Annotated in this window: 14 protein-coding genes and 1 pseudogene; 6 read left to right on the forward strand and 9 right to left on the reverse strand. The window is 54.7% G+C overall.

Features of this window, described 5'->3' with window-relative positions:
- From arnT to HA43_RS10055, 6 genes and pseudogenes are all read left to right on the forward strand, one after another.
- Positions 1-469: pseudogene (gene arnT / locus HA43_RS18880) on the forward strand (4-amino-4-deoxy-L-arabinose lipid A transferase); the annotation flags it as partial.
- The gene (gene arnE, locus HA43_RS10035) at positions 466-792 is read left to right on the forward strand and encodes a 4-amino-4-deoxy-L-arabinose-phosphoundecaprenol flippase subunit ArnE (RefSeq protein WP_040113474.1); all 327 of its coding nucleotides are present in this window, start codon (positions 466-468) and stop codon (positions 790-792) included. The pseudogene arnT and the gene arnE, both read left to right, overlap by 4 nt.
- The gene (gene arnF / locus HA43_RS10040; RefSeq protein ID WP_094111579.1) at positions 789-1,163 is read left to right on the forward strand and encodes a 4-amino-4-deoxy-L-arabinose-phosphoundecaprenol flippase subunit ArnF; all 375 of its coding nucleotides are present in this window, start codon (positions 789-791) and stop codon (positions 1,161-1,163) included. Before arnE ends, arnF begins: the two co-directional genes overlap by 4 nt.
- A gap of 123 nt (positions 1,164-1,286) precedes the next feature.
- Positions 1,287-2,108 carry a TIM barrel protein gene (locus tag HA43_RS10045; RefSeq protein ID WP_094111580.1) on the forward strand — a complete coding sequence of 274 codons (822 nt, stop codon included), beginning with the start codon at positions 1,287-1,289 and terminating at the stop codon, positions 2,106-2,108.
- A 25-nt stretch (positions 2,109-2,133) separates the two neighbouring features.
- The gene (gene iolG, locus HA43_RS10050; RefSeq protein ID WP_094111581.1) at positions 2,134-3,144 is read left to right on the forward strand and encodes a bifunctional inositol 2-dehydrogenase/D-chiro-inositol 1-dehydrogenase; all 1,011 of its coding nucleotides are present in this window, start codon (positions 2,134-2,136) and stop codon (positions 3,142-3,144) included.
- A 147-nt stretch (positions 3,145-3,291) separates the two neighbouring features.
- Positions 3,292-4,530 carry an aromatic amino acid transporter gene (locus tag HA43_RS10055; protein ID WP_094111582.1) on the forward strand — a complete coding sequence of 413 codons (1,239 nt, stop codon included), beginning with the start codon at positions 3,292-3,294 and terminating at the stop codon, positions 4,528-4,530.
- Between the two features lie 40 nt (positions 4,531-4,570).
- Here the strand turns inward: HA43_RS10055 and uraH are convergent, their stop codons facing one another.
- From uraH to malE, 9 genes are all read right to left on the reverse strand, one after another.
- Entirely contained in the window at positions 4,571-4,984 is a 414-nt protein-coding gene (gene uraH, locus HA43_RS10060; protein ID WP_071668326.1) for a hydroxyisourate hydrolase, read from the reverse strand.
- A gap of 127 nt (positions 4,985-5,111) precedes the next feature.
- Positions 5,112-6,215 carry an NADH:flavin oxidoreductase/NADH oxidase gene (locus tag HA43_RS10065; RefSeq protein ID WP_094111583.1) on the reverse strand — a complete coding sequence of 368 codons (1,104 nt, stop codon included), beginning with the start codon at positions 6,213-6,215 and terminating at the stop codon, positions 5,112-5,114.
- Positions 6,216-6,421: 206 nt separating this feature from the next.
- A complete protein-coding gene (locus HA43_RS10070; protein ID WP_128083807.1) occupies positions 6,422-7,210 on the reverse strand; it encodes an N-acyl amino acid synthase FeeM domain-containing protein in 789 nt (262 codons plus the stop codon).
- 222 nt (positions 7,211-7,432) lie between these two features.
- Positions 7,433-8,215 (reverse strand): class I SAM-dependent methyltransferase, encoded by a 783-nt coding sequence (locus HA43_RS10075; RefSeq protein ID WP_158086445.1) that lies wholly within the window; start codon positions 8,213-8,215, stop codon positions 7,433-7,435.
- A 53-nt stretch (positions 8,216-8,268) separates the two neighbouring features.
- Complete coding sequence (locus HA43_RS10080) at positions 8,269-9,471, reverse strand: YcaO-like family protein (RefSeq protein ID WP_158086446.1); 1,203 nt, start codon at positions 9,469-9,471, stop codon at positions 8,269-8,271.
- A 46-nt stretch (positions 9,472-9,517) separates the two neighbouring features.
- On the reverse strand, positions 9,518-9,649 hold the full coding sequence (locus HA43_RS19320; protein ID WP_255402130.1) for a hypothetical protein: 132 nt from the start codon (positions 9,647-9,649) through the stop codon (positions 9,518-9,520).
- Between the two features lie 455 nt (positions 9,650-10,104).
- The gene (gene malG / locus HA43_RS10085; RefSeq protein ID WP_094111587.1) at positions 10,105-10,995 is read right to left on the reverse strand and encodes a maltose ABC transporter permease MalG; all 891 of its coding nucleotides are present in this window, start codon (positions 10,993-10,995) and stop codon (positions 10,105-10,107) included.
- 9 nt (positions 10,996-11,004) lie between these two features.
- On the reverse strand, positions 11,005-12,537 hold the full coding sequence (malF, locus tag HA43_RS10090) for a maltose ABC transporter permease MalF (RefSeq protein WP_094111588.1): 1,533 nt from the start codon (positions 12,535-12,537) through the stop codon (positions 11,005-11,007).
- A gap of 58 nt (positions 12,538-12,595) precedes the next feature.
- Positions 12,596-13,786, reverse strand: coding sequence for a maltose/maltodextrin ABC transporter substrate-binding protein MalE (gene malE / locus HA43_RS10095; protein WP_071668331.1), 1,191 nt, complete (start codon positions 13,784-13,786; stop codon positions 12,596-12,598).
- Positions 13,787-13,790 lie beyond the last annotated feature (4 nt).

The following is a 13,790-nucleotide window of genomic DNA, read 5'->3' on the forward strand; positions in this document are numbered from 1 at the left end:
GGCGGCAGGTGTCAGCCTGCGCACCGGGCGCTGGCAGCTGGCGGCGCTCTGCCCGCTGGCGCTGGCGCTGCTGGTGGGATTTGCTATTCCCGACCGGATACGGGACGCCAAACAGCCGCAGAACTTTGTTCGCCACATAGAGGAGCGGCTTGCGCAGAGCCGCTTTATCCTGGCGGATAATCCCGGCGTCGCCTCGGCGATCGCCTGGCAGCTCAAACGCAGCGATATCTTTTTTTACAGCAGCAAAGGCGAGCTGGAGTATGGTCTCAGCTATGCCGATGCCCGAAAGCGCTACGTTGCCGGAGCGGAGTTTGCCGACTGGCTGCGCGTCCATCGCAGAGAGGGTGGTGTCGCGCTGGTACTGATGCTGGATGCCGGGCAGAAAACGCCGGATGCGATGCTGCCGGTGCCGGATGATGTCTGGCAGCAGGGACGGCTGGTTTATTACAGCTACCGTCGCGCGCCATGAATCTGCTGCTGATTGTTCTGGTCAGCCTGCTCAGCTGTGCAGCCCAGCTCTGTCAGAAGCAGGCCGCGCTGATGGCGTCAGGCGGCAGGCGCATGGCGCTCTGGGTCGCGCTCAGCCTGCTGCTGCTGGGGGCGGCGATGCTGCTCTGGCTGCTGGTATTGCGCAGTGTGCCGGTCAGCCAGGCCTATCCGATGCTCAGCCTTAACTTTGTGCTGGTGGCGGCAGCCGCACGCCTGATCTGGCGCGAAGCCTGTACGCTGCAGCAGTGGCTGGGCACGCTGCTGATTGTCGCGGGGGTGGCGCTGATGGGGAGTCAGCTATGAAAGGTACAGGGCTGGCGCTCGTAAGCGTCGCGCTGGTGACGCTGGCGCAGCTGATGCTGCGCAGCGCGATGATGGAGTTTCCCGCGTTCAGTGCGCTGCTGCAGGGCGGCGCACGCCCTGTGCTGATGCTCTGCGCCGGCCTTGCAGCCTACGGGTTATCGATGCTCTGCTGGCTTGCCGCGCTGCGCTATCAGCCGCTCAGTCAGCTCTATCCGCTACTCAGTCTGAGCTACGTACTGGTCTGGCTGGCTGCTGTCGTTCTGCCGTGGTTTCATGAGCCTTTTCGCTGGAGTAGCCTGGCGGGCGTAGTACTGATTGTGGCGGGCCTGCTGGCGGTATCGCTGCCGCGCGGTAAAAAACAGGACTACTGATATGCGCTTAGTCAGCACGATACGGGGCTGATGTAAATCACTCAAAGAAGCAGCGGAGCCGCTCAGCCTGATGTTTTAGTATCCCTTCAGTTGCCTTCCAACCCGTACGCATCAGGACTGAATATGACCGGTAAACTAAGCAGCGACCGCCTCTGTATTAATCGAAAAATTGCTCCCGCTCTGAGCATCAGTGAATTTTTTGCGCTGGTGGCAAAGCTGGGGCTGCACAAGGTTGAAATCCGCAACGACATGAAAAGCGGCAGCGTGACCGACAATCTCGGTGGCGCGCAGGTCAGCGCGCTGGCGCGCGAGCACGATCTGACTATCGAAACAATCAATGCGGTTTATCCATTTAACCAGCTCAATGATGAGGTTCTGGCAAAGACCCGCGGCCTGCTGAAAGACGCAGCTGAAAGCGGTGCCAGAGCGCTGGTGCTCTGTCCGCTCAACGATGGTGCGCCGGTCAGCGACGCACAGACTATCGATGCGCTGCAAACGCTGGCGCCGCTGTTTGCAGAATACGGCATTCAGGGACTGGTTGAGCCGCTGGGATTTCCGCAGAGTTCGCTGCGCTCTGCCGCGCAGGCGCAGCAGCTGATTAAACAGGCCGGGGTGCCGTTCAAAATTGTGCTGGATACCTTCCATCATCATCTTTATGAAGGTGCCGAAGCGGACTTTGCCGGGCACGTCAACGTGCATGAGATTGGCCTGGTTCACCTATCCGGCGTGACCGATACGCGGCTGGCGGCAGAGCTGACGGATGAAGAGCGTATTATGCTCAGCGCCGATGACAGACTGCAGACAAAACAGCAGGTGGCCCGCCTTGAAGAGATGGGGTATCGCGGGATCTATGCGTTTGAGCCTTTCTCATCGGTGATGGAGAGCTGGAGCGCTGCTGAAATTGAGCAGCAGATCCGCAGCAGTATCGACTATCTCAACCGCTAACCGCAACCGGCTCAGGAAACAGACTATGACACTCAATATTGGCGTAATTGGCACCGGTGCAATCGGTCGTGAACATATCCGGCGCTGCAGTCAGGTGCTGCAGAACGCGCGCGTAGTGGCGCTGAATGATATCGACCGCCGTCAGTGTGAAGAGGTCGCAGCTGCGCTACAGCTGCAGGCGGAGATCTACGACAGCGCGCACAATCTGATTAATGCGCCTGACGTACAGGCCGTGCTGGTGACCTCCTGGGGTCCCACTCATGAAGAGTTTGTGCTGGCGGCGATCAAAGCGGGCAAGGCGGTGTTTTGTGAAAAGCCGCTGGCAGTGACGGCGCAGGGCTGTATGAACATCGTTGAAGCGGAGATGGCCGGCGGTAAAAAACGCGTACAGGTCGGCTTTATGCGACCTTATGACAGCGGCTATCGCGCGCTGAAGCAGGTGCTGGAGAGCGGTGAGATTGGCGCGCCGCTGATGCTGCACTGCGCGCATCGCAATCCGGAGGTGGGTGACAGTTACACCACGGATATGGCGATTACCGATACGCTGATCCATGAGCTGGATGTGCTGCGCTGGTTGCTGAATGATGATTACGTCAGCGCGCAGGTGATCTGGCCACGCAAAACGCGCCACGCCAGTTCACACCTGAAAGATCCGCAGATTGTTCTGCTGGAAACGGCGCAGGGTACGCGCATTGACGTCGAAATTTTTGTTAACTGCCAGTATGGCTATGACATTCAGTGTGAAGTTGTCGGAGAAAGCGGCATTGCCCGGCTGCCGGAACCTGTGGCGGTGCAGACGCGCAGTAACGCAGCGCTCTCTGTGGCCATCCTGACCGACTGGAAAAAGCGCTTTATCGATGCATACGATGTGGAGCTGCAGGCGTTTATCAACAATGTGCTTGCCGACGAGCTGACCGGACCTTCGGCTTGGGATGGTTATGCGGCGGCGGTGGCAGCAGACGCCTGTGTTGCCGCTCAGAAGAGTGGCGATATTGTTCAGATTACGATGCCGCCCCGTCCGGCTTTTTATCAGTAATCCCGCCTGAACCGCGCGCCTGCTCTGCAGGCGCGCTGCTGTCATTATCTGCTTACAACCCTGCCAGTCTGTTTTTGCGTTTTGTACTCTACATACTAGTACATGATGTGTATCATCCCGCCTTTGCTAATTTTCTGAGTCGTCTTAATGTCAGTACCTCAACTCACGCCGCGCCAGCCCTCAGTCTGGTGGGGCGCTATGATCATCTGTGGCACCGTTGTGGGTGCCGGTATGTTTACGCTGCCTGTGGTTATGGCAGGAAGCTGGTTTGGCTGGGGCGTGCTGCTGCTGTTTATCAGCTGGGGCGCGATGCTGCTCTCCGGCCTGCTGTTTATGCGCGTCAGCCTGCACTATACTGCCGGCGCCGGCTATGACACGCTGGTGCGCGATCTGCTGGGACGCGGCTGGGCAAGGCTCAACGGATTAAGCATCCTGTTTGTACTGGGTATTCTGACCTACGCCTATATTTCAGCCAGCGGCCCGGTCTATCAGCACTCCCTTAATCAGCTGGGTCTGCCGCTGACAGCGGCCGGTGCGAAAATTGCACTGACGCTGCTGGTTGCAGGGGTGGTGCTGCTCGGCACGCGTGGCGTGAGCCGGCTTATGACCTTCTGCGTAGTGGCAAAAATTGCGCTGCTTATTATGCTGTTCGGCGGACTCCTGATGCAGGTTGACAGCGCCTCACTGCTGCAGCCAGCGCCAGAAGGCAGCGCTTACTGGCCCTATGCGCTCGGCGTGCTGCCTTTCTGCCTGGCCTCTTTTGGGTATCACGGCAATATCACCGGGCTGGTGAGCTACTACCATCGCGACCGGCGCAGGATCGCGCGTGCGCTGCTGCTCGGGACCCTGATGTCGCTTGCGCTCTACCTGTTCTGGATCGTCAGCACGATGGGAAACCTGCCGCGCAGCGCGTTTCCGGGTATTGTCGCGCAGGGCGGGGATATCGCCGCCCTGATGGCGGCGCTGGGCTCGCATCTGCAGGTACCGGCATTAACCCTGATGCTGTCGCTCTTTTCCCATTTTGCCGTTATCGCTTCGTTTCTTGGCGTCACCGCAGGATTGTTCGACTATATCGCCGACCGTATGGGGCAGGGCGATACGCGCCGGGCACGGGTGAAAACGGCGCTGCTGACCTTTTTGCCGCCGCTGCTGGCGTCGATTGTCTGGCCACACGGGTTTGTGGCGGCCATCGGCTATGCCGGGTTGTTTGCCACCCTGTGGGCGGTGATCATCCCGGCCTTACTGGCATTGCGGGCAGAAAAGCGCTTCGCCACGCATAAAAAATCCTCGCTGGCGATCATCCTGGTACTGCTATTTGGGGGACTGAACATTGTGGCGTGGCTGCTGAGCTGGCTGGAGTGGTTGCCGCTATTTGGCGCAGGCTGACAGGAGAACGCGCTGGCCTGACGCCAGCGCGTTTTAAAAATCAGTTACCGCGATAGGTTGAATAGCCATACTGGCTTAGCAGCAGCGGTATATGGTAATGCTGATCGGTTTTCTCAAGATTAAAAATTACCGGAATTTCCGGAAAGAAAGTCTGCTGATTAACTGATTTATAATACTCCCCGGTTTTGAACACCACGCGATAAATACCTGACTGCGCCATTTTATCTTTCGGATAGAGTGCCGGGATCCGCCCCTGCGCATCCGTGGTGGCTTCTGCCAGTTTTGTCCAGTTATCGCCTGCTTTCTGATCCAGTTCTACTTTTACGCCGGCGGTGGGGATGCCGGTCTGCAGGTTGAGCACGTGCACGCTCACCGGGTTTTTCATGGTATCGGCCGCGGCGACGCCAGCGGTGCAAAGTAAAACAGCAGAAAGCAGAAGGTGTTGAGGTTTCATTTCATCGTCCTTTAATGTGAATGCGTGAAATGAAGCATAGAGGCTAAGGGCCGGAGCGCCTCACGCTGGCCGCAATCTGTGAAATTTCCCAGAGGGGTGCGGCAGGCGGAGCGCCTGCCGCAATGGATCACTTGTTGTTCTGTACCAGAGTGCCTTTCAGACCGTGCGGCTCTGAACGCAGATACTGCGGCGGAGCCTTAACGGTGGCGCCCAGCTCAGCGGCAGCGTGCCACGGCCAGTGCGGATCCCAGAGCATCCCGCGCGCCAGCGCAATCAGGTCCGTATCACCGGTGTGCAGAGCCTGTTCCGCCTGCTGCGGATCGGTTATCAGTCCGACACCGATTACCGGGATATCCACCACTTTGCGAATATCGCGCGCAAAAGAGAGCTGATAGCCTGGGCCGATATCGATCTCCTGATCGGGCGACAGTCCGCCGCTGGAGACGTGAATATAAGCACAGCCTGCGGCGGCCAGCTGCTGGCTGAACGCAATAGACTGCTCATTATCCCAGCCGCCTGCGACCCAGTCAGTTGCTGAAATACGCACGCCCACCGGTACTGAATCTGGCAGAGCATCGCGTATCGCCTGAAACACTTCCAGCGGATAGCGCATGCGGTTTTCCAGCGATCCGCCATATTCATCATCGCGCTTGTTACTGAGCGGAGAGAGAAACTGATGCAGCAGATAGCCATGGGCAGCATGCAGTTCAACCAGCTCGATACCGATGCGGACCGCGCGCTGCGCGCTGTCAACAAAGGCCTGTTTCAGGCGCATCAGCTCCTCTTTACTCAGCGCGTGTGGCGCCTGTTCGCCCGACTGGTAAGCCTCTGCGGAGGGAGCCACCGTCTGCCAGCCGCCCTGTTGAGCCGAAAGCTGCTCGCCGCCTTCCCACGGCACGGCACAGGAGGCTTTGCGACCTGCGTGACCCAGCTGGATACCTATTGGCAGGGTTGCCCATGGACGGATATCCTCCAGCACGCTGGCCAGTGCCGCCTCAGTCTCATCGTCCCACAATCCCAGATCGCCCGGCGATATGCGGCCGATATCCTCAACGGCTGTTGCTTCGATAATCAGTAAGCCCGCACCGGACAGGGCGAGCTGCCCCAGATGGATACGGTGCCAGGCGGTGGCTTTACCCGCCTCAGCGGAGTACTGACACATGGGCGCAATAATAATGCGATTCTCCAGCGAGAGCTGTCCCAGTTTCGTGGCGCTAAATAACAGACTCATCTTAACCTCATGTTTTCAGGGGATCTCAGGTGAAATAAGTGTAGATGGTCATCGGCGAACGGAGGCGGCCCGGCACAGGGATTCTGTTTCTAAGCGTTAACCGGAAAGATTTGGCTTTCTAGTTACAACATACCATTTTACTATAAATACACCCTCTTCAGCCGCGGCAATGATATCGCCTGGCAGGGCTTACGGTGGCCTTTAATTTACCTCTGAAGCGAGCAGAGATAACGATAAACAGCGGCATCCTGCGGATCCGGCCTGAAGCGCTGGCTATTACGACACTGAGCACAGATGGTACGATAGTGCCGGTTCAGTCCAAGTTCGCATAAAATACGCAGCCAGCCATTGGCTCCGTAGCACTGTTGTTCATAGATTTTTTCCCGCATCTTCTTAACGTCGAGACGCAATAACACAGCATTCAGATCGCTGTACTCAGGATGTTTTTTGGTTTTACCTATCCGGGTAAACATGAAATTGCGCATATAAAAAGGCGCTACGTTCTCTTTAACCTGAATAAGCAGATCGTCTACCTGCTCCACAAAAATCGTATAAATCATAATCCTGAGATAGAGCATAAACACCAGATTGTCCTGCTGCTGCGTCTGCTTGACCGACAGCGTACCCAGCTCTACGACTTTCCGGTTTTCCAGCCCGAGGGCGGCTATCTCTGCACCAAACAGCAGGGAGCAGGGCAGCTGCTGGTTTCGCTGAGCAATCACGCTGATTGTGCCGAGGATCTCCTGTTTTTTACGCGCCAGAAACAGGGTGCTGTCAGGATGAAGCAGGCCTTCGTTATAAAGGAACAGCGCACGCTTGCTCTTGATAATACCGCTACGCTGGTAGGCGCTATGCGTGACTTCCATGCCTTTCAAAAAATCGAGAAAAGCGGTCGCCGGCGCAATATCGATCAGCTTATCGCTATCATTAAGCAATCTGCATAGTTTGAGCGTTCTTTTACTCAGAACGCCATCGGATACTGCGCTGACAGTCACTGATTTCCTTAGCGAATCCACAATTATCCCTGACAATAGATTTTAGTATCGCTAATGTATTCAGGGTATCTAATGATTGGAATTAGTTTTGATCGAAAATTTAGTAATCACTGCTTAAAGCAAAATCTGTTATTCAGCTTAAAGAGCAGCAGCGCCACTGCAGCATTTTATGCTTAATGTTAAGCGGTATGTCGCACGTGCCTGTGGCCTCAGCGCAGTCTTTCAAAGTGTCTGTAACAGATAATACTGGAAAAAACCTGCTGAACGTTCGCTATAGCCGCTTGTCATTTTAAGAGCAATGTTTTTGCCCCGCACATGATTTTCAACATCACAATTTACAGGGGTATGACCAAAAATAATTAAATACCCTTTCTTATTAAGCAGCGTAATCAGTTTATCGATAACAGGTGTTGCCTGATCGTGCCTTATCACTTCATGATTGGCGAAGCGGCAAAAAATAATATCATACCTGTCACGGTCACCGGATTGCATAAAGTCGCTCTGTACAACCTGCGGCAGCTGCTGCCTGGCCTTCAGGACCATTTTTTCCGCGCGATCGGCAGCGAAATAGTTTAGCAGGGGAAGCTTTTGTTTTACTGAGGCAATGAAGGTTCCGGTAGAGCAGGCCGGGTCAAATACGCGGCAGTCGGGAAAAGCAATCTCACGCAGCAAATTTACGGTATGCCGGCGGAAGTGCGCTTCCTGTATGTCCAGCTTCTCCGGTGTACCGGCCATCTGGTCCCAGAATGATTCCGGGCATATAGCCTCATTCCCTTCATCATCCAGCGGCGGCCATGGAAAGTGGATATTGTAATCCGGGCAGGGGGGAAGTAATTTTTCACGCCACGCCGGATCGTCCGGCACTCTGATGCCGAGGGTTATTTCATCTTTGGTTTCATCCAGCGAAATGAGCGGGCCTTTTATCATATCGGGAAGAATGATGCTGTAAGCCACGTGGCTTAACGGCTTTCGTATGCCGGCAAAAATCGATTCAAAGGTTGTCATGATAAAAATATCATGCCGTTCCCGATTCGGGACCCGGATGTAAATTATTCTACTCATATCTGATCCTGATAGCTTCGGCAGGGAATAACGACGTTACCCAAACTGACCAGGGCAAATCGCTCCATACCGGGCATGACGGCACAGGCCAGTGATACGCCGGCAGGATCGCTGTCTATTTCTTTAAGCCATACAGATAATCCGGCCATTTCGCACAGGGTTGTCAGGCGGTGAAGGTGCTCTTGCAGAGTCAGTTCAGCGCGTTTCTCTGGCAGCTCAACGCTGACAGAAGCGAGGCTGCCAAAATCGGCAACAAGGCTGCGATATAATTTTTCATGCTCTCTCAGGTTATGCTGGTGTTTTTCCAGTTCCTCAGTAAAGCAGGTAAAATTATCGGCCAGTTTATGCAGCTGAACCAGTTCTTTGATAGCCCGGGCAACCGCATGGTCAGCATAGATTGAACAGCCAGCGCCGTAAATGTTTATCCCCAGGCGCGGCTTACTCTTACAGTAAGCAAGATAAACAGCAGGCAGTAACGGTTCTGAGGCATCAATAATATTGATTTCATCCTCTAAGGCAGACTGAGCATCATTGAAAAGTTTTTCAGCTGCAGGGGGCAGTGAGTCCGTATTAACAAGTCGGATCTCTTTTTGTACACCATAGAAAAATGTTTTTGCCAGCAGGATACCTGTGCAGTGCCGCTCTATTATTTCCCCGATGGCGTGAATCGCTGCTTCAGTAAAACCATAACCCGCAGCGATACCTGCATTACTGGTATAGCGTCGCGCTGCGCTATAGTCTGTAGTGTCTCCCTGAATGATATGGCTGAAATATTCGCAATCCGTTAAAAAAAGAGGCCAGAGCAGTGACGCACAACCCTTTTTATCTGTAAATTCTACTGCTGCAATTTTGGCGGGTGATGATTTCGCAAGAATAGTCAATGGCAACATCCCGCGAAGTTCTGCCTGCTGAATGACTGACCCGAAGGGATATAACCTGCTTTTCTCTCTGAGTGCCGGAAAGCTTCTGTAATGTTCATAAGCTTCATAGAGTGCACCAACGCTGGCTTCCTCTGCATAGCCTTTACCGCAGCCAGAAATCGGTTTGGTGCCACTTTCCCTGTTTAACAGCGTAACCGTAGCTGAAAGCGTATTGCCAAAGTTGTCATTTTTTATCTGTATATTCTGGCGGGAAAAATAACGCTCTATTGCTTTTCTTGACCGGGTAAGGGTGACAGATCTTTCAGGCAGGATAGTCATGATAAATGTCCATATTAAAGCGGCACAATAATGTGCCGCTGAAATGTTAGTCTTCAGACTGACTCTCTTCATCCGCCTGCGAGGCGGACGCTAACACTTCCTCTTCTTCAATAGTGAGTACGGCTTTGTTTGCATTCTCGCTATTGCTGTTGCTGATGCCTGAGTTCAAATATCCCATGATTAGACTCCTTTATTAGCAAGCTGCTGATTGCGGAGGGGATATATTTAATTAATGTCCATTCTTAATTCAAATCCTGAATAATAGAAATGTGCGCCAGATCAATTTATGTTTACTGAAAATTTTGGCGGTTTTATCTTTAATTTTTCATATTATTTTCCCGGAAATATTACCATTTAAAAAATAATTCCTTGCCGCTTTATCGTTCATTTTCCGGGTGATTGATTTTAAAGGTAATATCAGAATTTTTATCTGCGCGGCTATGCCTCTTTTTTTCTAAAGAATTTCCTGATGGAGTTGCATAAATCAATCATTTCTTATTCCAGGGGAGGTCGGGTTCAGTAAGAAAAAATGTTGATTATTTCCCTCGCCAAAAAAAAGACGGCCCGGGGGCCGTCAAACGCCCCAGCGGTGGTTAAACACCGGGGCAGCGAGGTCACACAATGATGAAGAGGTTAGCCTTTAACACCGCCCGCTGTCAGACCGCTGACCAGCCAGCGCTGTGCCAGCAGGAATACCAGCGTAATGGGAATGGCAGACAACACCGCAGCGGCGGCAAAGTCGCCCCAGAGATAGTTCTGCGGATTTAAATATTGCTGCATACCAACGGCCAGCGTATAGCTGTTAACGTCACGCAGCAGCAGCGAAGCGACCGGCACTTCGGTGACCGCGGCGATAAAGGCCAGAATAAAGACCACTGCCAGAATCGGCACCGACAGCGGCAGCAGCACCAGACGAAACGCCTGCCAGGGCGTTGCGCCATCCAGCGCGGCCGCTTCTTCCAGCGAGCCATCGATGGTTTCGAAGTAGCCTTTAATGGTCCAGACGTGCAGCGCAATGCCGCCAAGATAGGCAAAGATTACGCCGCCGTGCGTATTGAGTCCGAGAAAGGGCACATACTGACCCAGCCGGTCAAACAATGCATAGAGCGCGACCAGCGACAGCACCGCCGGAAACATCTGGAAGATCAGCATACCTTTCAGCAGGGTTGCGCGGCCGGCAAAACGCATGCGGGCAAAGGCGTAGGCACAGGTCGTGGATAGCGTCACGATACCCAGCGCGCTTATCGCTGCGATCTTCACCGAGTTCCACAGCCAGAGCAGTACCGGGAAGGGTGGCGGTGTGACGCTGCCATCCGGCTGAGTCACGCTGAATCCCAGCGCCAGCTTCCAGTGCTCCCAGGAGATCTGCTCCGGGATCAGCGAGCCGGTCGCAAAATTGCCGGAACGCAGTGAAATAGCGACCACCATCAGCAGCGGAAACAGGATGGCGGCAATAAAAACCAGCAGCAGCAGATGCGTCAGCAGCAAACGAAGCTTTTGTGATTTGGGTTGTACCATTGCCATAATTTTTCCTCAGTCAAACTTCATGCGCACGGCTTTCAGGTTGATGACCGCCAGTGCCCCGACCAGCATGAAAATCAGCGTTGCAATCGCCGCCGCGAGGCCAAAGTCCTGCCCGCCGCCGCCCTCAAACGCAATACGCCAGGTGTAATTGACCAGCAGATCCGTATAGCCGGCGGGCGTGGTAGTCCCGATCCGATCCGGTCCGCCGTTGGTAAGCAGCTGCACCAGAACAAAGTTATTAAAATTAAAGGCAAAGCTGGCAATCATCAGCGGCATAAGGGGCTTAAGCAGCAGCGGCAGCGTGATGCGGAAAAAATTCTGCAGCGGACCCGCGCCATCCATCGCGGAAGCCTCATACAGATCGTCCGGGATAGCTTTTAACAGCCCCATGCACAGAATCATCATGTAGGGATAGCCGAGCCAGGTATTCACGATGACCAGCATGGTACGCGCCAGCGCGGGATCGCTGAACCAGGCAGGCTGGACGCCAAACAGCGCCTTGAGCATGACGTTAACTTCACCAAAACTCTGGTTAAACAGCCCCTTGAAGATAAGGATGGAGATAAAAGCCGGTACGGCGTAGGGCAAAATCAGCATCACGCGGTAGATAGCCTTACCGCGCAGCGCTTCCCACTGCACCAGACAGGCCAGCACCATGCCCACTGCAACGGTCAGGATCACCGTCACCAGCGAGAAGATCAGCGTCCAGCCAAAAATGGCGAGAAACGGTTTCTGGATCCCTTCGTCAGTAAAGACGCGAACAAAGTTTTTCCAGCCCGCGTTAACGGTAAATCCAGGGCTCAGTTGTTCACTGCCCCAGCTGCCGTCAGCCGCAATCTGCTGGTAAAACCCCGTGTTCTGATTAGCCTGATAGCGTACGCCAGTTTGCTGATTTTTCAGCACGCCCTGGTGCCCGGCAACATAGAGCGGACGGGTACCCGAGAACTGGCGTAAGGAGCTCATCACCAGCTCACGTCCATCCGGCAACCGGGCACGGATCTGGCTTAGCGCCTGGCGATGCGTGGTGATGACTTTCAGCGTGGCGCGCTGAGTAGCGGGCAGCGGCGCCTGCTGCAGCGTCAGGGTCTGCGCGCCGCCGAAGTCGAACGGCGTGGAGACGTAGCGTTCATCGCTGCTGCTGTCGCTGAGCACCAACTGCCAGCGCCGATCGGCCGGGTAGAGCGCAAAATTCAGCCCGGCGCCATCCTGATACTGCCTGCCAAGCAGCACCTGCTGCGCCCGTTCCTGCGACAGCTGATTGGTACTGCTGTAATTGGTGAACGCGATAGCGATAGTGCAGGCCAGCGGAAACAGCACAAAAATAGCCATGCCGGCCAGGCCCGGATAGACATAGCGCCAGGCATAAGCGCGGCGATTAGCATAAATCCAGATGCCGGTTGCGCTGACAATCAGCGTCATGAGCGCAAACAGGTACTCTCCCTGCACATACATCAGCACCAGCAGATAGCCGACTAACAGACAGCAGCCGCCAACCAGTACGCCTTTCAGCATCTGGCTGTACCGTTCCGTTTTTCCTGACATGATCCGAAATTCCTCAACAGCTGATAAAAAGCCGGACAGCGCCGGCTTCAGACAGGGTTTACTTGTTCAGACGGGTCTGCGCATCTTTCAGCGCGGCGTCCACGCTCTGGCGTCCTTTCAGCGCGTTAAGGGTGGCAGTGCGCATGGCGTACCAGAAGGCGGACATCTGCGGGATGTTTGGCATGATATCGCCGTTCTGTGCGTTGCTCATGGTGGCGGCGATACGCGGATCTTTCTCCAGAATTGCCTGATACGATTTCAGCGCCACGGCGCCCAGCGGCTTGTCTTTATTGACCGCCTCAAGCCCGCTGTCGGTCAGCAGATAGTTCTCCAGAAACTCTTTTGCCAGCTCTTTGTTGGGGCTGGCGGCGTTGATACCGGCGCTCAGTACACCGACAAAGGTTTTAGAGGGTTTGCCATTGAGCGTTGGCAGGGTGGTCACCCCGTATTTGATGCCGCTCTTGTCGATGTTGCTCCACGCCCACGGACCATTAACCGTCATCGCCGTCTGCCCTTTATTGAATGCCGCTTCAGCGATGGAGTAGTCGGTATCCGCATTCAGCACTTTGGCTTTGACCTGATCCACAAGGAACTGCATGCCCGCTTTCGCCCCGGCGTTATCCACGCCGGTGTCTTTGATATCAAATCCACTTTGAGTGGGTTTGAAAGCATAGGCACCGCCTGCCGCCAGCAGTGGCCAGGTGAAGTAAGGCTCCTGCAGGTTAAACATGATGGCGCTCTTGCCTTTGGCGCGCAGCTGCTTGTCCAGATCGGCGATGGCTTCCCAGCTTTTTGGCGGTTCGGCGACCAGATCTTTGTTATAAATCAGCGAGAGGGACTCGACCGATACCGGATAACCAATCAGCTTGCCGTTGTAGCGCACCGCATCCCAGGTAAAGGGAAACAGCTTGTCCTGCACATTTTTGTCAGGTGAGATCTCCGCCAGCAGACCTGACTGCGCATAGCCGCCAAAACGGTCGTGAGCCCAGAAAATGATATCGGGGCCATCACCGGTGGCGGCCACCTGCGGATACTTCTCCTCCATCTTATCCGGATGTTCCACGGTGACTTTGATGCCGGTCTCCTGCTCAAATTTTTTGCCAACCTCGGCCAGTCCGTTGTAGCCCTTGTCACCGTTGATCCAGATAACCAGTTTTCCCTCTTCGATCTTTGCGAGAGCCGAAGCAGAGAACAGCACGGCGGAGAGCGCGGAGAGGGCGAATAAGCGCGAGACGGTTTTCATTGTCATAAGT

It is taken from the genome of Pantoea eucrina, assembly GCF_002095385.1.
In the GTDB taxonomy this organism is placed as follows: Bacteria; Pseudomonadota; Gammaproteobacteria; order Enterobacterales; family Enterobacteriaceae; genus Pantoea; species Pantoea eucrina.